Here is an 18,256-nt window from a genome sequence, read left to right on the forward strand (position 1 = left end):
TTTTCAAACCTTACTTTCAAGAAAAATGGGGGCGTGCAAAATGATGAATTTTTACTTGACCCAATCCAAAAAATCTTATCAGTCAGCAGACAGAGATGCCGTATCGATGCATTCGTACCTGGTTGTTGAAACTGTGACAAGATCCCTTGGACAGGAGTTTAAAAATCATAAGCTGGCATGGGAAACGGAAGACAGCTGGCTGCTTGCAGACGCCCCGGAAAAAATCACACGCATGCCGGATGGCTATCAACGTTTCGAAATTTCAGAGCCTGTGTTCGCTTCTTTACGCTTATTGGCGGAAACTCAGCCCAAGGAACTTCATACCTTGACGCCTTTTTCTACAAATCGGACGTGTGAAACTTTTAACGAACAGCATCCGCAAGCGACAAAAGAATTTCACTTCAACGATGTTGCAAAAAGCCTCAAACAGATTGTCAAAGATATTATGACGGTCTAAACTTGTCCACAAAAAAGACGGAGAACCTTTTGGGTTCTCCGTCTTTTTTATGTGGCTGTTATAGTTGTTCCGGGTCTTCTTTTGGCACATCGTCTACAGCTTGATTGCTCACTTGCGGGCTGAGCGGTTCAATGGCTTGCTGTTTTTTAGATGTGTAGGATTTTAGCATTTCGGCAATATCGATACCTGTCATTTCCTTCAATGGCTCCTGCATATCAACCATTGTCTGGGTAACGCTTCTGCCAAACGATGGGACACCTTGGCCGTTGCCTGAATCGATAATTTTCACAGAGTCGATATTATTAAGCGGCTGTGCCACTTTTTCCGCAAATACCGGCAACATGTCAATCAGTTTTTCCGCAATGATGACGTCGCCATGCTCTTCCATAGCTTCCGCGAGCAATTTGCGGGATTCCGCTTCCGCTTTACCGCGTTCGCGGATGACTTCCGCTTCGGCAGCCCCTTCATCGCGTTTGATCTTCGCTTTTGCTTCCCCGTCGATGACAGAACGTCTCGCTTCCGCTTCAGCCGTTCGTGTCGTTTCGTAATAGCTCGCATCGGCTTTCGTTTTGCGCACTTTGCTTTCCTCTTCTTCGAGGCGCACGGCCCGTTCACGTTCCATGAACTGCATATTCAATTCTTCTTCTTGGATTTCCATCGCGAGTTTTGCCTTTTCCAGTTCATACGATTGCTCGGACTTGGCACGTGCGCGTTCGGTTTCTTCCTTGAAGGCCGCATCTTTCAAGTCTTTTGATTTACGGGATTCAGCAATGGAAATTTGGCGCTTGTACTCTTCTTCTTTCGCTTCCTGATCGGTTTGCGCACGGTGAATGCGGGTTTCCCGCTCTGTATTTGCCTCTGCGATTTCCGCTTGTTTGCGGACTTCAGCGATTCGCGGGCGACCCAGGTTCTCGAGGTAACCGTTGTCTTCATCGGCATCCCGAAGATCCGTGAGCCCGAGTGAAGTAATTTTAAAGCCCATTAAGTCAAGTTGCTTTTGAGCAATTTCCTGAACATCTGTGTTGAATTTCTCTCGATCGCTATTGATGTCCTCCACGGTCATCTTCGACAGGATGGCACGCAAATTACTGCCGAGCACCTCGATGATCTCACGTTCTATTTCATCTTGCTTTTTTCCGAGGAATTGCTCGGCATAATTAGCGATGCCGTTTAAGGTGTCTGCTACTTTGACCATCGCAACAGCATCAGCAACAATTGGCACCCCAGCGTTTGTGTAAACGCGCGGTGTCGACAGCTTTAACTGGAACGAGGTCAGATTGACAGGTGTCGAAGTCTGGAAGCGTCTTAGCAAATAACCGCCCCCGCGGATGATCTTCATGGAACGCCCTTCGTCATCGGTGAAAATATTTGTATCTTTCTTCGGATCTCCAAGTTTCGGCCCCGTAATGATTAAGGCTTCGTTCGATTTGGCGGTACGGTAGCGGATCTTCATCCAGAAGAAATACCCAGCACCTGCAATAGCCGCCAAAATCAGTATGACAATCAATATTGAAATAATTCCAATCGACTCCATCTTATCCCATCCTTTTCCCTAAATTGTATGTTCCCTTCTCTATTATATACGGATGGATCAGCCAGATGTTTCAAAAAAAGGGAAACTATATCCATTCAATTCACAATTTAATCTGCCATGACTTTAATTAATGAAAAAACGACTGATAATATCGTTAATACGAGCACGAAATAACCGAAATGAATAAGCGTCTTTGTGTGTGGGGCGACTGGCTTTTGTTCAATTGGTGATGGATTTGGCTCTAGTTCAAGTTCTGGGCTTGCGGGCACTTCTTCAGCTTTCATCATCTACTCCTCCTGCAGTTAAATTTAAAGAAATATTCGCTGATGGTTCGTGATAGTTTATGGATCTTTATCTATTATATCAATTGTCGGTAAATGGAATATAAAAATTTATTGGTAAATATTAGCTTTACCAGTAAACAGCGACTGTCCTTTCTCGCATTTTTTGATAAGATAGAATAAATGGATATTTATTGGCAATGGATGACGTTCTGTGAGAGGAGAAGAAAGGCCATGAAACTGATTGATGATTTGGCAGGGGCAATTTACGATGTCTTGAGTTTGATGTGATGGGGATTTAGTTATCTTGCTGCTGGGGCTATTCTCGTGGGTGCCCCAGTGTATCTCGTCTCTTTTTTGTTCGAATGGCTATATTGAATGACGAACCCCCTGTCACGAAATGTGACAGGGGGTTTTGCCTTCAGTATTTTTTTCCTGATTCATGACGCTCCAGCAGTTCCGCAAAGGACATGTTTTTTTCGCGTTCTTTGCGTTCAAACTGTCGTTGCGCTTCTTTTTCCTCTTCAATTTTTTGCTGGTCTTTTATAAGCTCTTTTTTCGTGGATTGCAGTTTCGCTAGCTGGTCTTCTGAAAACAAGCCATTTTCATTGATTTTCTCTTTCGCCATTGCTATCTCTCCTTATGGCCGTTTGACAATTGTGGCAACACCTTGGCCACCGCCGATGCACAATGTCGCAAGGCCTGTCTTGGCATCGCGTTTCTTCATTTCATGAAGCAGTGTCACGAAAATACGGGTTCCACTCGCGCCGATCGGATGCCCGATGGCAATAGCCCCGCCGTTGACATTAAGCTTATCATGATCAAATTTCAATTCACGGTCGACCGCAATCGATTGTGCGGCAAATGCTTCGTTTGCTTCGATCAAATCGATCTCATCAAGCGTCATGCCGGCTTTTTTCAATGCATTTTTCACTGCCTGCACAGGGCCGATGCCCATGACAGCAGGATCGACACCCGCATTGCCGTTTGCAGAGATGACAGCAAGTGGCTCAATGCCAAGCTGCTCGGCCTTCTCTTTCGTCATGACGATTACGGCTGCCGCACCGTCATTGATGCCCGATGCGTTGCCAGCAGTAACTGAACCGTCTTTCTTGAATGCAGGACGCAACTTCGCAAGTTTTTCTTCAGTTGAAGAAGCCTTGACGTATTCATCCGTTTTAAAGATAACTGGATCGCCTTTGCGCTGTGGAATTTCCACTGGCACGATTTCCTCGTTAAAACGACCGCTCTCGATAGCCGCTGAAGCCCGGGCTTGTGAACGTGCCGCAAAGCGGTCTTGGTCTTCACGCGAAATGTCATAACGGTCGCAAAGGTTCTCAGCTGTCACGCCCATATGATAATCATTGAAAGCACACGTCAGACCGTCATGGACCATACTATCGACCACTTTCTGGTCGCCCATGCGGTAGCCATCTCTTGCACCTTCTAGTAAGTATGGCGCGCGGCTCATGTTTTCCATGCCGCCAGCTACGACGATTTCCGCATCTCCCGCAAAAATCGCTTGATACGCCAAGTGGATTGATTTCAACCCAGACCCGCATACTTTATTGATGGTCATCGCCGGCACCGTTTCCGGAAGGCCTGCTTGGATGGAAGCTTGACGCGCCGGATTCTGGCCTAGTCCCGCTTGCAAGACATTGCCCATGATGACTTCCGATACTTGATCGCCCGCCACCCCTGCGCGCGATAAGGCTTCTTTAATAACGATGGCTCCGAGGTCAGTTGCCGGCACATCTTTTAGCGCCCCTGGAATGATCCAACTGCAGTTCTGACAGCGCTTGCAATTACAATTTCCTGTGACATTTCTTATGTCCCCCTTGTCTGCTTCTTGCTCTTTTATCCCCTCTATCGCTACAATAAAGCTAAGGGGGGATAGTATGTTTAGTTTACCAAAAACCGCTACAATTATCGAGGTCGGGCCGCGTGATGGCCTGCAAAATGAAGCTCGAATCGTCAATACCGAGGACAAACTTGACTTTATCAAAGCCTTACAGCAATCAGGTATTCAGGAAATGGAGCTGACCTCATTCGTATCACCAAAATGGGTGCCGCAAATGGCTGATGCACGGGATATCGTTGCCGGCGCGAAAAAGACCGGGCGGCAGTTTGTCTTGACGCCAAACGAACGAGGCATCAACTCCGCGATGGAAGCTGGTGCTGAGTCAATCGCTGTCTTTGTCGGCGTGTCCAATTCATTCAATAAAAAAAACATCAACAAGACGACAGACCAATCAATGGAAACTTTAAAACCATTGATTATAAAAGCGAAACAAGACGGCGTATTTGTCCGTGCCTGTATTTCAACGGCATTTCACTGTCCGTTCGAAGGAAAAATCGACCCACAGAAGACAATCGATTTATGCCAACAATTCGTTGATTGGGGAGTCGATGAATTGAGCGTTGCCGATACGATTGGCCTCGCGAACCCGCAGGAAAGCCATGAGTTGTTCAGCCGATTGAAAAAACAATTTCCAGATGTTTTGATCGCTGCGCATTTCCATGATACGAGACGCATGGCACTTGCTAATGCATATGCTGCTTTGCTTGCTGGCATCGATCGCTTCGACTCCTCAGCAGGCGGTCTTGGCGGCTGCCCGTTTGCACCGGGTGCGACCGGTAATGTCGCAAGTGAAGATCTTATCCATATGTTCCATCGCATGGGTATCGATACGGGCGTCGATCTTGACGAGCTTTGTAAAGCGATTGCGCTAATCGAGCCCCATGTATCCAACGAGCTGCAAACGGGTATGTATACTTTGTATAAAAACAGAAAATGAGGTATGTGGGCCATGAAAAAACGATTCTTAGTGGCGACCGCCATTGTTTCTAGCACATTGACCGCTTCTTTTGCCGCATTGGGTTTTGCCACCAGCAACCGTCTGATGTATGTAAAGAATAAAGACGCAGCCTTGGTTTTGGAAAGGGAAACAAACGCCAAACGCTACGATGAAACTTGGTATGCCAAGGTAAAGAAAAGTGAACAATGGATTGAATCTGCCAATGGCTATCCGATCAAAGCGATTTTCCTGGAGCCACACACCACAAATCGTTACGTCATCATTTGCCATGGCGTCACGGAAAGCAAAATGAATTCGTTTAAATATGTCCGCATGTTCGAACGCCTCGGGTTTAACTCGGTCGTCTATGACCACCGCCGGCACGGAGAATCCGGCGGCAAGACGACGAGCTTCGGCCATTACGAGAAGCTGGATTTGCAAGCAGTCGTGAAAGCATTGAAAGTCCATGCCGGGCCTTCTTTGTTCTTTGGCATACACGGGGAATCGATGGGCGCCGCGACGACGCTTCTGTATGCTGGAATGGAAGACTCAGCGGACTTTTATATTTCCGACTGCGCCTATTCCGATAGCAGCGAACAGATTTTACACGTCATGCGCACAACAACGCCGATTCGTACATCATTGGCTTTGCGCCTTGCGAATGTGTTCCTGAAACTGCGGGACGGCTATTCCATCACGACCGTGTCGCCCCGGGAAGTCGTGAAGAACATCATGAAGCCTGTGCTATTCATTCACAGCCTACCAGATGAGTTCGTCTTGCCAGAAATGACGAAGGAATTATTCGAATTGAAACAAGGTCCCAAAGAGCTGAAATTATTCGAACAGGGCGAACACGCTCAATCATTCAATAAAAATCCTGACGAATATGAAGGAATGGTTAGAGAGTTCTTGACGGCGCATGACCTGTTGGCACCGAAACCTCTTGTAGGCGTTCCACAAATCCCCAGCTGACTTAAAGGCCAAAAAAGAACCACCGTTCATAAGCGAACGGTGGTTCTTCTTGTATTCATCACCTATGGGCGAATAATTGCATAAGCGTTTATTTTTTGCCCGGTTTTGTCGAGGCTTTGTTCATTTGAGCCATCATTTGGTTGATTTTCTTTTGAGATGGTTTTTGTCCCATTTGCATCATCATAATCCGCAGCATCTCTTCGTTGATCGGCGGGTTGTCTTGCAAATATTTCATCATGTATCGACGAGCGATAAAGAATCCAAGTGCAACACCTGCGAGTAAAGCCACAATAACGATAACAATCCAGATCCATGTATCCATACAAATTACCTCCTTCGTGTTGCCAATTAAATCATGCACCAAAAAGGATTATACTATAAATTTCAAGACGTGACCATATGAACGGCATGAAATTTACAGAGAAACAAAGACTATTCTTTATCCCATCATAAGTGGCGACGGCATTGCCCATGCTGGGGACATTGCCAGCCCAATTGGCAAAAAACCAAATCCCTAACAAGAGTAGATGGAAATTCACACATAGAAAAGCCGACAGAAAATAATTCTGTCGGCTTTCACTCTTTCGTGACTAGCATTCAATGGTCATGAATCAAATCAAGCAAGTGATTACCCGTTGATCAATTGTTTCACTTTGGATGCTACATTTTCAGGGGTGAAACCAAATTCTTCCATGATTTTCTCACCAGGAGCGCTTGCGCCAAAGTGATCGATTGCAAGAATATCGCCTTCAAATCCTGTATAGCGGTCCCAACCGAATGATGAGCCCATTTCGATAGCAAGACGTTTTGTGATGTGTTTTGGCAAGACGGATTCTTTGTACGCCTTGTCTTGTTGTTCGAAGCGATCCCATGATGGCATCGATACAACAGACACCGAAATGCCTTGTTCTTTCAATTGCTTCTGCGCTTCTACTGCTAGGCTAACTTCGGATCCAGTCGCAAGAAGCAAGGCTTGTGCGTCATCTGCAGGAGATACAACGTAAGCACCTTTCTCAACGCCTTGTTCCGCTTTTTCACCTGTCGTTTCAAGGACCGGCAAGTTTTGGCGGGACAATACGAGCAAGGTCGGCTTGTCTTTAGATGTAAGCGCCAAACGCCATGCCGCTTTTGTTTCGTTCGCGTCAGCTGGGCGGATAATGCCCAAGTTTGGCATAGCGCGTAGTGAAGCAAGCTGTTCAATCGGTTCATGCGTCGGGCCATCTTCTCCAACTGCTACACTGTCATGTGTGAACACATAGGTAACTGGAAGACCCATCAAAGCGCCTAAACGGATAGCTGGACGGACGTAGTCACTGAACACGAAGAATGTACCGCCGAAGACATGCAAACCGCCATGAAGCGCCATGCCGTTAAGGGCAGCGCCCATTGCGAATTCGCGAACGCCAAACCAGATATTGCGCGCTTCTGGATGTTCAGCATCAAAGTCTCCGCCATCTTTAATATTTGTTTTATTGGATCCTGCAAGATCAGCACTTCCGCCGAAGAACGAAGGAACCGTTTTGGCAATGGCATTTACCATTTCGCCAGATGAAGCACGCGTCGCTTGTTTTTTGCCGACTTCGTATTGCGGGAACTGTGAATCGAAATCTTCCGGCAAGTCACCACGGATCGCAGATTGTAGCTGTGAAGCAAGTTCTGGGTGTTGCTCTTCGTACTGCTTGTACAACTCATTCCAAGCAGTTTCTGCTTTCACGCCCAGTGTCTCTGTCGCTTCTTTGAAAGTCTCATAGACTTCTTCAGGCACATGAAAATCTTCTTCGAATGTCCATTGATAATACTCTTTCGTCAATTTCATTTCATCTTCGCCTAGCGGGGCACCGTGCGAGTCCGCTTTACCGGATTTGTTCGGTGAACCGTAACCGATAACAGTCTTGACTTCCACCAATGTCGGCTTGTCCGTCGATTGTTTTGCTTGTGCGATTTTTGCAGACAAGTCGTCCATGTCGTTTCCGTCGTCTACGCGGAGGTAGTTCCAGCCATACGACTCGAAACGTTTTTGAATGTTCTCTGAGAAACTCATCGACAAATCGCCATCTAATGAAATATCGTTGCTGTCGTATAAGACGACCAATTTATCCAATTGAAGGTGACCAGCAAGCGAAATCGCTTCACCAGCTACGCCTTCCATCAAATCACCGTCTCCGCAAAGTGCGAATGTGTGGTGGTCGATGATGTCGAGCCCTTCTTTATTGTATGTAGCTGCTAAATGGCGTTCTGCCATTGCCATGCCGACTGCCATGCCGATCCCTTGGCCAAGCGGGCCAGTAGTCGCTTCAACGCCAACTGTGTGCTTGTATTCAGGATGCCCCGGTGTTTTCGAATCCCATTGGCGGAAGTTCTTAATTTCCTCCATCGGCAATCCATAGCCGCTCAGGTGAAGCAGGCTGTAAAGCAGCATTGATCCATGACCTGCTGATAGCACGAAACGATCACGGTTGAACCAGTTCGGATTGCTTGGGTTATGGTTCATATGTTTTGTCCAGAGTGTATACGCCATTGGAGCGGCGCCCATTGGAAGTCCCGGATGACCGGAGTTTGCTTTTTCAATAGCATCGATAGAAAGTGTACGAATGGTATTCACTGCAAGTTGATCTACATGATTTGACATAGTGACATCCTCTCTGAAACTAAATTTAATCCTATTCTAGTTTAGTCAACAATAGGCGAGAATACAACGAAAAAGAGAATAAGTATTAATTCAAATACTTATTCTCCCGTTTATTTTTGATTTTATCTGGTGTAACGTCTTTTCCTTCCGGATCGATGACGGTAACATTTTCGATTGTGCCACGCATCGACTTGCGGAAACTTTGCAGATATTCTTGACGCAATGCCGATTGTTCTTTTGCCTCTTCTTGAGTCAGCCCGTCACGCTTAGACTTTTTGGATAGTTCATTGATACGTCCAATCTTATCTGGAGATAGCATATAAAGTCCCCCTTCCTACTGCTTCATGGTACAAAAAAAGGCGGGACTGTGCAAGGTTTCAGCTTTCTTTCATTTGCTGATACTCGCGGAAGCGGCGATGCACCGTCGCTTTGCTCGCTTGATAGCCGAAGCCTTGTAGCGTAACGGCGATTTCATGGAAGGTCAAGCCACTAGCTTTCAAGCTGACGATTTGGTCTACAGGCAAGTCAAGCCGTTCACGTCCGTCTGGGTTGCCTTTTCCTTTTAAGTTGCGTTCTGGTTTATAGCCATTTTCCACCGCTCTCTTCATGCCACGCTTGATTTTGGCATTATGAATTTTGCGCTGATACTCTTCAACGACAGCCAGGATTTCCAGTACCATATCGTCCATATCGTTCAAGGCAATGGGTCCGTGATCGGATAAAGTATAAACATCCACTTCGTATTTTTTCATGACGTGCAATAAAGCAATGCGGGCGTGGCCCCTGCCTAAACGTGTCTCGTCTTGAATGAAAACAGCATCGACCTTTTCATTTTTGACTTGGTTGAGCATTTCAAGAAGTCCTTCCCGGTCCATCTCGTAGCCGCTATATTGGTCGCTATAAACCTCTTCGACTAGATAGCCTTGCTCGAATGCAAATGACAATAATTCTTCTTCCTGCCGTTCAAGTGAAGTTTCTTGCTCGTCTTTAGTGGTACTAACACGGCAGTAAACTAAAGCCTTTTTCTTCATTCTGCATCACCTGCATAGTATTTCGTTTCATCTGGAGAAAAGTTCAGCTGATCGGCAGGAATCTTCAATGATTGCCCTGCCACGATTTTCGTTGTCTTCATATTGTTCACTTCCATAATTTCTTCAATCCAATCATGATGGGGAGTTTCACCACTGAAAGATTCAGCTAGTTCCCATAGCGTATCACCTTTTTCGACTTGAAGCTCGCCCAACTGCTGTTTTTGTACATTATGGCTAATCACCGCGTAAAACGTAAACACCACTATGAGTGAGAAAAAGAAAACCAAATATGAGTTCTGTCGAAAGAATGTCATCAAAACCGCCTCCTATAGAATATTCGTTCGGAATGTATGTTCTCATATTAAAGCGAACAGGCGTTTCTTGTCAAGATTAAATTCGAACCTATGTTTGCATTTCAATGCCCGAGTTGCTATACTATAGATAGTTAATCTTGAATAAATCCTATAAAGAGGTGAAACTGGTGAAAAAAGTATCTAAGCGTCAGGAAGACATCCTGAATTTCATAAAAGATGAAGTCCGTGCAAAAGGCTATCCGCCATCCGTTCGTGAAATCGGCGAAGCGGTCGGTCTTGCATCCAGTTCGACTGTTCACGGCCATCTAGCGAGACTCGAAAGTAAAGGCTTGATCCGCCGTGACCCAACTAAACCAAGAGCCATCGAAATTATCGGCTCCGAAGAAGCGCTGATTGATAAGAGCCCGGTCCTTCATGTACCGCTCATCGGGAAAGTTACAGCCGGAATGCCGATCACTGCGATCGAAAACGTTGAAGAATATTTCCCACTGCCGCAAACATACGGCACGGAAGAAGACCATATTTTCATGCTTGAAATCATGGGCGAAAGCATGATTGAAGCCGGTATTTTAAATGGTGATTACGTTGTAGTCAAACAACAGCAAACGGCAAACAATGGTGATATCGTTGTTGCCATGACAGAAGAAAATGAAGCGACAGTTAAACGGTTCTTCCGTGAAGACAACTACTTCCGGTTGCAGCCTGAAAATTCATCGATGGACCCGATTATCGTTGACCAGGTAAGCATTCTTGGGAAAGTCGTCGGCGTCTACCGTCAAATTCATTAAACACTCAGCTTCAATTCAAAAAACGATAGAAAAAAGGAGGAAAGCATGACTTCCTCCTTTTTTCTATCGTTTTTCATGTTTTATAATCATCTTATGTAACCTAATTATTAATAAAAACAGCTGGAAGCTTCTAGCCCCCAGCTGCCCAAATCGTTTAATTCGATGGTTTTTCCGTTACAACAATGTATTTTACCAGGTTGATGGTGATGCGATATATCTTGCCATTTGCTTCATCCGTCAATTCGTAAGTGCCGTTTGATGGCACTTGGCTTATGGCGGATTCCTTATCGATTGCTTTGACTGTATGCAAAATGGTGTTTCCTTGATCAAAGAAGAATTCTACTTGAAACGTTTTCACCAAGATTCCTCCCTTCAGCATGAATGGATATGCATTTATCAGTGTAGCATAAATAAAGCCTTAATTTCGGTTTTGCCATTCCTTGAAAATCATCACTTTCAGGGCCAGCATTTCTTCCTCATTTAAATCGTCATCAAGTTCGTTCATGACTTGTTCGGCTGTCATTGTATCGTTTTCAACTGCGTTCTTCATTTTCAGCAAGTTACGGAAACCGACTTTTTCCATCATAACGCTAGCTGCGTCTTCTTTGGTTTCAAAAGCCAGTTCTTCTTGACCGGCCTCAGGCGCAGCAGTGTCGGCTTCTATGTCTGCTGTGTCATCCGTAAACTCTTCTTCAAGCTGTACATCCATGCCGCTATCTTCTACTTCATCTGACAATTCGCCTTGTCCTTCTAGTTCCTCCATGTAACGTGAAACAGCGGGATCGCTCTCTATCTGCCTGATCATGTCTTCCATCTTGCCGCTCCGCTCGAGTTCCGTAAATGCCTTTTGCGCCACTGCCTCCGATGATAAATTCGGCCCTATGGCGTATAAGGCTATTCCGCCAAACGAAAAAGCAATGAGAAATACAATGATGATGTTCAAAAATCGCATTTTATCCCTCCACTAATTAAAAGTTCTTTCATATAAGTAAAATCTTACCACGTTTAGGCGGAGCAGCGTATATGTGAAAGGGCGCAATCTTCACACTGATCGTCATAAGCTTGCCTAATGACTGTCATCAGAAGTCCTAGATAGGCTCCCCATATAAAAAAACCGGAGCACTCGGCTCCGGCTTTCTGCTATTAATACATTTTCAAATATTGCTCGCGCTCCCACGGGTGGACGCTAGTTCTGAACATATCCCATTCAATTTCCTTCGCTTCCACGAAGTTGTTTAAGATATGCGAACCAAGAGCTTTTGTCATGACTTCATCGCCTTGCAACTCTTCTAATGCTGCATACAATGTGCCTGGCAAGTCCTCGATGCCGACTTCTTTGCGTTCTTTGCGGTTCATCGCGTAAATGTTGCGGTCCACTGCTTTTGGTGGAGTCATGTCACGCTTGATGCCGTCAAGACCCGCGCCGAGCAATACAGCCATAGCCAAATATGGATTTGCTGCAGGGTCTACAGAGCGAACTTCAACGCGTGTTGACAAGCCACGTGAAGCCGGGATACGGATCAACGGGCTACGGTTTTTACCTGACCAAGCGATATAGCAAGGTGCTTCATAACCTGGAACCAAACGCTTATAAGAGTTGACTGTTGGGTTAGTAACAGCTGTAAAGGCTTTAGCATGCTCGATGATGCCTGCCATGAACTGGTAAGCAGTCTTGCTCAACTTCAAGTCGCCATCTTCATCAAGGAATGCATTTTCGTTGCCTTTGAACAAGGAAACGTTCATGTGCATACCTGATCCGTTGACACCGAACAATGGTTTCGGCATGAACGTTGCATGAAGACCGTGTTTGCGTGCAATGGTTTTAACAACGAGTTTAAACGTTTGGATGTCGTCACATGCTTTGATGGCATCCGCGTATTTAAAGTCAATCTCGTGTTGGCCTGGAGCCACTTCATGGTGGGAAGCTTCGATTTCAAAGCCCATTTCTTCCAGTTCAAGAACGATATCGCGTCGGCAGTTTTCGCCAAGGTCCATCGGTGCCAAGTCAAAATAGCCGCCGTGGTCATTCAGCTCAAGCGATGGTTCGCCGCGCTCATCCAATTTGAACAAGAAGAATTCCGGTTCAGGTCCTAGGTTAAAGTGAGTGAATCCAAGTTCTTCCATTTCTTTCAAGACACGTTTCAAGTTTGTGCGTGGATCTCCTGCAAACGGCGTTCCATCTGCATTGTAGATGTCACAGATTAGACGGGCAACTTTTCCTTTACCTGTAATCCAAGGGAATACAACCCATGTATCAAGATCTGGGAATAGATACATATCCGATTCTTCGATGCGCACAAAACCATCGATAGACGAACCATCGAACATCATTTTATTGTCGAGTGCTTTTTCAAGCTGGGATGTCGGAATTTCCACGTTTTTGATAACGCCGAGAATGTCGGTGAATTGCAGGCGGATAAAATTGACGTCTTCTTCTTTAACCAAACGAATAATGTCTTCTTTTGAATACTTGCTCATGAACTGTTCACTCTCCTAGTTATATTATGTAGCCCGCTTATTTAAAGAAACGGGATAAATCACCATGTCGTTGTGATGCTTGGCTAAACGGCCGCGCCTGATGCTTCATCTCTTCGCGCAGCAAGCTGCGAAGCTCTGCGTCGCTCAGTGTTTTCGGCTCGGCTTGGTCGTTAAGCGGCATTACTTTTGTTTCATACAATTTTCTGATGCCCGCGACATTGAGTCCCTGCTCCAGATAATCTTTGATCTCGAGCAGCGCGTCGACATCATTCAATGAAAACATGCGCTTATTGCCTTCTGTCCTGGCCGGACTGATCAGCTGTTGCTCTTCGTAATAACGAATTTGCCGTGCTGTCAAATCCGTCAATTGCATTACGATGCTGATCGGGAGAATGGGCATAGTGCGGCGAACCCGATTTGTCATAAGTTTCACCCATTTCACTAATTACTACGTTTTCAGTTTATTACATGTCAGATTATTTGTCAAACAGATGTTAGATTTTCTAACATTAAATTTTAAATAGCTTTTCGAACGGTTTTACAGTAATTTTTCTTTTTCCAAGGTTTTTAAAGCATGGACCACTGCTAGTTTCACATGTTCATAGGTTAACCCGCCTTGCACAAAGGCTGTAAACGGCGCGCGGATCGGGCCGTCAGCCGTCAACTCAATGCTCGCCCCTTGTACAAATGTGCCGGCTGCCATGATGACGTTGTCTTCATATCCAGGCATATAAGCCGGTTCCGGCAAAAATTGTGCATTGACAGGAGAGTTCGCTTGGATTGCTCGGCAAAATGCCACCATTTGTTCAGCAGTTTGGAAAGACACCGATTGGATGAGGTCTGTCCGGGCTGCACTGTAATGAGGACTGGTTTTCATACCCGCATTCTCTAGTAAGGCTGCGGTAAAAACTGCCCCTTTTAACGCTTGCGAGACGATGTGCGGGGCCATAAAAAACCCTTGATACATATCAGCGAGCGCATTGAGCGAAGCTCCAGCCTCCCCTCCTATACCCGGAGAGGTCATTCGGTAAGCGCATTTTTCGACAAAAGCTTGTTTACCTGCAATGTAACCTCCGATTTTAGCGAGGCCACCTCCAGGATTCTTGATCAGCGAGCCAGCGATGAGATCTGCTCCCGCTTCGATGGGTTCTTCGGTTTCTACAAATTCGCCGTAGCAATTGTCGACAAATATGACAGCGTCCGGCTTGAGTTTTCGTATTTTTTCAACCATGCTTTTGATTTCATTAATGGTGAAAGAAGGCCGGTTATCATACCCTCTCGAGCGCTGTATCGCTATCATTTTGGTGTTGTCTGCAACGGCTTGTTCAACAGCTGGCCAATCCACTTTGTCTTCTTTGTTTAAATCCACGTGCCGATAGGAAATATTGAAATCCTTTAGCGAGCCTGTATCTTCATCTCCTCCTGAAACAATTGAAGCAAGCGTGTCATAAGGCTGTCCTGTGATATATAGAAGTTCATCTCCTGGCCGCAAGATGCCGAACAAGGAAATTGTGATGGCGTGCGTTCCAGAAATAATTTGAGGGCGGACAAGCGCCGCTTCCGCTTTAAAAACGTCGGCATAGACCCGCTCCAATGTGTCTCTCCCTTCGTCATCATAGCCATAGCCTGTAGACGGGTGGAAGTGGTTATCACTGACTTTTTGGCGGTGGAATGCTTCGAGTACTTTTTGTTGGTTAACTAAGGCGATATCATCGGCAGCTTGTAGCTGAGGGCGAATCATATCTTCTGTTTTTTTCATCAAATTTAACATTCGGAATCTCCATTTCTCTGTGGTGTTTGATTGCTCGTTTGGCTATTTGAAAATGACTCCAATTCTGCTACAATTCATAGAGTTGTTTAAGTTAAGGAGGGCGTCGAATAATGGCTTGGGAAGTACTAAGCGCCATCGGGACCATTGCATTTGCGGTATCCGGGGCGATCATCGCCATGGAAGAAGAATACGATATTTTCGGCGTCTACCTGCTCGGCGTTGTGACTGCATTCGGCGGAGGGGCTATCCGCAACCTATTGATTGGGGTCCCAGTATCCGCTTTATGGGAACAGGAATTCATGTTCCAACTGGCGCTCATCTCCATCACCATCGTGTTTTTGTTTCCCCACAAGACACTTGGTCATTGGAATCGCTGGGGCCATTTTTTTGATGCCATCGGCTTGTCCGCTTTCGCGGTGCAAGGGGCTTTGTTTGCAGTGGAGCTGGGCTTGCCGGTCTATGCAGCAGTCGTAGCTGCCGTGTTGACGGGATCCGGCGGCGGCATGGTGCGAGATCTTCTCGCTGGGAGAAAACCTCTAGTGTTGAAAGCAGAAATATACGCTGTTTGGGCAGCGATTGCTGGATTATTAATCAGCATTGATGTAATCCGGACCGATTTCATGCTTTACGCATTGTTTTTGGCCATTACCTCATTAAGAATCTTATCCTATACGTATAAGTGGAAATTGCCAACACGTAAAATTCTCACGACATCATAAAAGCCGATCGGCAAATGCCGATCGGCTTTTTCTCATTCTCACACTTTTTCGCCGCGCCATGACGACATGCCGCCGTCGACATTGACAGATTGGAAGCCATTCGACTCTAAATGCTCTGCCGCTTTTGCACTGCGTCCACCAGCCTGGCAAACAAGGTAATACTGTTTTTCGGGATCGAGTTCTGCTGTACGCTCCGGCAATTCACCGAGTGGCATATGCTTAGCACCAGGAATCATGCCAGTTGCGACTTCGTCGTCTTCTCTCACATCAATGATATGGAGCTCGTCTCCTGCCACAACTTTCTCGTTCAGTTCATCTGTACTGATTGTTTTCATCTATTATTCCTCCTGCTGTTTTAAACTGTTTATTCTTGGTGTTCGATCGATACTGGTTTTGCTGGTGAAAAGGTGGAAATCGCGTGCTTGTAGATCAATTGTTGCTTGCCTTCTGTTTCCACCAATACCGTAAAGTTATCATAGGATTTGATGGTTCCTTTTAATTGGAAGCCATTTAACAAAAACACTGTGACGAAAATATTATTTTTGCGTAGCTGGTTTAAATAGACATCTTGGATATTAACCGGTTTCATGGAACTCCCCCTGTTTCTCTAGCGTATAGTTTTGGCCATTTGTTCAATTCGACGATTACGGTCACTTTCCTGCCAGAAACGCTTAATTTCTTCCAGATTGTTTTCCGGGCCAGCCCCTGAGGCCAACCAAAGAATTGGCATTTTGTTGCGGAAATATGTAAATTGGCGTTTCGCATACTTTCTCGAATTGCGTTTCAATTGAACAACGGCATCTTCTAATGGGTAGGCGCCGTCAAAATAGCCATACAGCTCTTTATAGCCGATCGCTTTAATGGATTGAACATCTCGTAGTCCGCTGTCATATAAGCCTCTGACTTCGTCGAGCAAACCGGCGTCCATCATCTTGTCGACACGTTTGTCGATGCGGTCGTATAATATGTCCCTTGGCACATCGAGGCCGATAATCAGCTCATCGTACATCGGCGACTGCGCTAAACTACCGTCTTCTTTTTCTTCACCACTGATTAAGATTTCCAGCGCACGCAATACGCGGCGTGTATTGTTCGGGTGAATATCAATTGTCGGATCCAATGCCGTCAATTTGCGATGCATCGCGTCTGGCCCGAATCGCTCAAGCTCCTCTTGCAGCGCCTGCCTTAATTGTTCGTCGACTTGCTGCTTTGGGAAGCGGTAATCAAATAGTACTGATTGAACGTATAGCCCTGTACCGCCGACGATGATCGGCAACTTGCCGCGCTGCTGGATTTCTTTGATTTTGTCACGGACCAGCAGTTGATAATCAGCCACTGAAAACGATTCATCCGGGTCTAGGATGTCTAGCAAATGATGTGCAATACCGTCCATTTCATCCGAACGAATTTTAGCCGTTCCAATATCCATTCCCCGATAAACCTGCATTGAATCCCCATTGATGATTTCCCCGTTAAACTGTTTGGCCAATTCGATACTAAGTGCAGTCTTGCCGGAAGCTGTCGGGCCAACAATCGCAATCACTTCAACCATATTCATTAATCCAATCAAGAATGACTTGCTGATAGATTTCAGCGTTCACTTCGTGCAGCACTTCGTGTCGGCCTTCTTCCGCCATATAGACTTTCACGTTCTCGATGCCCGCTTTATCGAATTGGGCAGCCGCTTGAAATACGCCGCTTCCTTTCGCACCGACCGGGTCCATTGATCCGCTGATGAATAACACAGGAAGATTTTTAGGGATTCGGGCAACTTCGTCCATTTGGTGGATGATGCCCAAGCCTTCGAATAAGTCGACATAAAATTGATTGGCCATTTCAAATCCGCACCAGGGATCGGCTTCGTATTGTGCGACTGTTTCGGCTTTGCGGCTTAACCAGGAAAACTTGGATGGCTCATCCAGGAAATCCTTATTGTAACTGCCAAATATCAATTTCCCGAGAATCGGGTTGATGGATGCCTTTCCTTTTAGCCTGCTGAAGCTCTTTGCAGCTGCGATGCCTGCAGACAGCGAAACTCCCGGGTGTCCGCCAGTGCCGGATAAAACGGCACAGTCCACATCTTGGCCGTGAAGTTGCAAATAACGCCTAGCGACAAATGACCCCATGGAATGCCCCAGCAATGTAAACGGCAGTTCGCCGATTTCCGCTTGCATAGACTGAATGATTTCCCGCGCATCTTCGACTACCCGCGAGAAGCCATCCGTTTCTGCAAAATACCCCGTCTCTCCGTTGCGCTCTGCCGTTTTCCCATGCCCTCTTTGATCATGGGTAGAGACGGTGAACCCTTGCCCGTTCAGCGATCCGATAAAATCTTCGTAACGGCCGCTGTGCTCAGCCATTCCGTGAATGATGTGCACATGGCCTTTTGGCTTGTCCACTGTGTACAGACTGCAGTACAGTTCGTGTCCATCCGAAGCTTGTATATAGGAACTGGTCCTGTTCATCGATTCACACCCCTTCTAA

22 protein-coding genes and 1 pseudogene are annotated in these 18,256 nt (G+C 46.1%); 5 read left to right on the forward strand and 18 right to left on the reverse strand.

Features of this window, described 5'->3' with window-relative positions:
* The first annotated feature begins 40 nt into the window (after nt 1-40).
* Nucleotides 41-457 (forward strand): hypothetical protein, encoded by a 417-nt coding sequence (locus BBI11_RS09530; protein WP_068462733.1) that lies wholly within the window; start codon nt 41-43, stop codon nt 455-457.
* Nucleotides 458-515: 58 nt separating this feature from the next.
* On the opposite strand, the gene BBI11_RS09535 is transcribed toward BBI11_RS09530, so the two are convergent.
* From BBI11_RS09535 to BBI11_RS09545, 4 genes and pseudogenes are all read right to left on the reverse strand, one after another.
* On the reverse strand, nt 516-1,991 hold the full coding sequence (locus BBI11_RS09535; RefSeq protein ID WP_068462735.1) for a flotillin family protein: 1,476 nt from the start codon (nt 1,989-1,991) through the stop codon (nt 516-518).
* Between the two features lie 107 nt (nt 1,992-2,098).
* Entirely contained in the window at nt 2,099-2,278 is a 180-nt protein-coding gene (locus tag BBI11_RS16365; protein WP_156889058.1) for a hypothetical protein, read from the reverse strand.
* Nucleotides 2,279-2,693: 415 nt separating this feature from the next.
* Nucleotides 2,694-2,900, reverse strand: coding sequence for a DUF3886 domain-containing protein (locus BBI11_RS09540; protein ID WP_068462738.1), 207 nt, complete (start codon nt 2,898-2,900; stop codon nt 2,694-2,696).
* 12 nt (nt 2,901-2,912) lie between these two features.
* Nucleotides 2,913-4,096, reverse strand: a pseudogene (locus BBI11_RS09545) (acetyl-CoA C-acetyltransferase).
* A 74-nt stretch (nt 4,097-4,170) separates the two neighbouring features.
* On the opposite strand from BBI11_RS09545, the gene BBI11_RS09550 reads away from it, so the two are divergent.
* Nucleotides 4,171-5,070: a hydroxymethylglutaryl-CoA lyase gene (locus tag BBI11_RS09550; RefSeq protein WP_068462739.1), complete on the forward strand. Its 900-nt coding sequence runs from the start codon at nt 4,171-4,173 to the stop codon at nt 5,068-5,070.
* 12 nt (nt 5,071-5,082) lie between these two features.
* On the forward strand, nt 5,083-6,042 hold the full coding sequence (locus BBI11_RS09555; protein WP_068462742.1) for an alpha/beta hydrolase: 960 nt from the start codon (nt 5,083-5,085) through the stop codon (nt 6,040-6,042).
* A gap of 88 nt (nt 6,043-6,130) precedes the next feature.
* Here BBI11_RS09555 and BBI11_RS09560 read toward each other — a convergent pair whose 3' ends face one another.
* From BBI11_RS09560 to yneA, 5 genes are all read right to left on the reverse strand, one after another.
* Complete coding sequence (locus BBI11_RS09560) at nt 6,131-6,364, reverse strand: YneF family protein (protein ID WP_058380516.1); 234 nt, start codon at nt 6,362-6,364, stop codon at nt 6,131-6,133.
* A gap of 306 nt (nt 6,365-6,670) precedes the next feature.
* On the reverse strand, nt 6,671-8,671 hold the full coding sequence (gene tkt, locus BBI11_RS09565; RefSeq protein WP_068462744.1) for a transketolase: 2,001 nt from the start codon (nt 8,669-8,671) through the stop codon (nt 6,671-6,673).
* 85 nt (nt 8,672-8,756) lie between these two features.
* Nucleotides 8,757-8,990, reverse strand: a complete 234-nt coding sequence (locus BBI11_RS09570; protein WP_068462747.1) for a DUF896 domain-containing protein — start codon at nt 8,988-8,990, stop codon at nt 8,757-8,759.
* 58 nt (nt 8,991-9,048) lie between these two features.
* Complete coding sequence (locus BBI11_RS09575) at nt 9,049-9,702, reverse strand: YneB family resolvase-like protein (RefSeq protein ID WP_068462749.1); 654 nt, start codon at nt 9,700-9,702, stop codon at nt 9,049-9,051.
* On the reverse strand, nt 9,699-10,016 hold the full coding sequence (gene yneA / locus BBI11_RS09580) for a cell division suppressor protein YneA (protein ID WP_068462752.1): 318 nt from the start codon (nt 10,014-10,016) through the stop codon (nt 9,699-9,701). Before yneA ends, BBI11_RS09575 begins: the two co-directional genes overlap by 4 nt.
* A gap of 167 nt (nt 10,017-10,183) precedes the next feature.
* On the opposite strand from yneA, the gene lexA reads away from it, so the two are divergent.
* On the forward strand, nt 10,184-10,804 hold the full coding sequence (gene lexA / locus BBI11_RS09585) for a transcriptional repressor LexA (RefSeq protein WP_068462754.1): 621 nt from the start codon (nt 10,184-10,186) through the stop codon (nt 10,802-10,804).
* 154 nt (nt 10,805-10,958) lie between these two features.
* On the opposite strand, the gene BBI11_RS09590 is transcribed toward lexA, so the two are convergent.
* The 5 genes from BBI11_RS09590 to BBI11_RS09610 all read right to left on the reverse strand — a co-directional run bounded on the left by BBI11_RS09590 (nt 10,959) and on the right by BBI11_RS09610 (nt 15,041).
* Nucleotides 10,959-11,162: a hypothetical protein gene (locus BBI11_RS09590; protein ID WP_068462756.1), complete on the reverse strand. Its 204-nt coding sequence runs from the start codon at nt 11,160-11,162 to the stop codon at nt 10,959-10,961.
* A gap of 60 nt (nt 11,163-11,222) precedes the next feature.
* On the reverse strand, nt 11,223-11,756 hold the full coding sequence (locus BBI11_RS09595; RefSeq protein ID WP_068462758.1) for a hypothetical protein: 534 nt from the start codon (nt 11,754-11,756) through the stop codon (nt 11,223-11,225).
* A 191-nt stretch (nt 11,757-11,947) separates the two neighbouring features.
* Nucleotides 11,948-13,282, reverse strand: coding sequence for a type I glutamate--ammonia ligase (gene glnA / locus BBI11_RS09600; RefSeq protein ID WP_068462760.1), 1,335 nt, complete (start codon nt 13,280-13,282; stop codon nt 11,948-11,950).
* Between the two features lie 37 nt (nt 13,283-13,319).
* Nucleotides 13,320-13,706 (reverse strand): MerR family transcriptional regulator, encoded by a 387-nt coding sequence (locus tag BBI11_RS09605; RefSeq protein ID WP_068462762.1) that lies wholly within the window; start codon nt 13,704-13,706, stop codon nt 13,320-13,322.
* Nucleotides 13,707-13,820: 114 nt separating this feature from the next.
* On the reverse strand, nt 13,821-15,041 hold the full coding sequence (locus tag BBI11_RS09610) for a methionine gamma-lyase family protein (protein ID WP_418312515.1): 1,221 nt from the start codon (nt 15,039-15,041) through the stop codon (nt 13,821-13,823).
* Nucleotides 15,042-15,163: 122 nt separating this feature from the next.
* Here BBI11_RS09610 and BBI11_RS09615 point away from each other — a divergent pair, with 122 nt between their 5' ends.
* Nucleotides 15,164-15,772, forward strand: coding sequence for a trimeric intracellular cation channel family protein (locus BBI11_RS09615; protein WP_058380504.1), 609 nt, complete (start codon nt 15,164-15,166; stop codon nt 15,770-15,772).
* Between the two features lie 38 nt (nt 15,773-15,810).
* Here BBI11_RS09615 and BBI11_RS09620 read toward each other — a convergent pair whose 3' ends face one another.
* Genes BBI11_RS09620 through BBI11_RS09635 form a run of 4 tightly spaced genes read right to left on the reverse strand, consistent with a single transcriptional unit; the run spans nt 15,811 to nt 18,237 of the window.
* Nucleotides 15,811-16,107 carry a rhodanese-like domain-containing protein gene (locus tag BBI11_RS09620; RefSeq protein WP_068462765.1) on the reverse strand — a complete coding sequence of 99 codons (297 nt, stop codon included), beginning with the start codon at nt 16,105-16,107 and terminating at the stop codon, nt 15,811-15,813.
* 29 nt (nt 16,108-16,136) lie between these two features.
* Complete coding sequence (gene hfq, locus BBI11_RS09625; RefSeq protein ID WP_058380502.1) at nt 16,137-16,361, reverse strand: RNA chaperone Hfq; 225 nt, start codon at nt 16,359-16,361, stop codon at nt 16,137-16,139.
* Nucleotides 16,362-16,379: 18 nt separating this feature from the next.
* The gene (gene miaA, locus BBI11_RS09630; protein ID WP_068462767.1) at nt 16,380-17,324 is read right to left on the reverse strand and encodes a tRNA (adenosine(37)-N6)-dimethylallyltransferase MiaA; all 945 of its coding nucleotides are present in this window, start codon (nt 17,322-17,324) and stop codon (nt 16,380-16,382) included.
* Entirely contained in the window at nt 17,317-18,237 is a 921-nt protein-coding gene (locus BBI11_RS09635; protein WP_068462769.1) for an alpha/beta fold hydrolase, read from the reverse strand. The genes miaA and BBI11_RS09635 overlap by 8 nt, the downstream gene beginning before the upstream one ends.
* Nucleotides 18,238-18,256: the final 19 nt, after the last annotated feature.

The organism is Planococcus maritimus (genome assembly GCF_001687625.2).
Lineage (GTDB): Bacteria > Bacillota > Bacilli > Bacillales_A > Planococcaceae > Planococcus > Planococcus maritimus.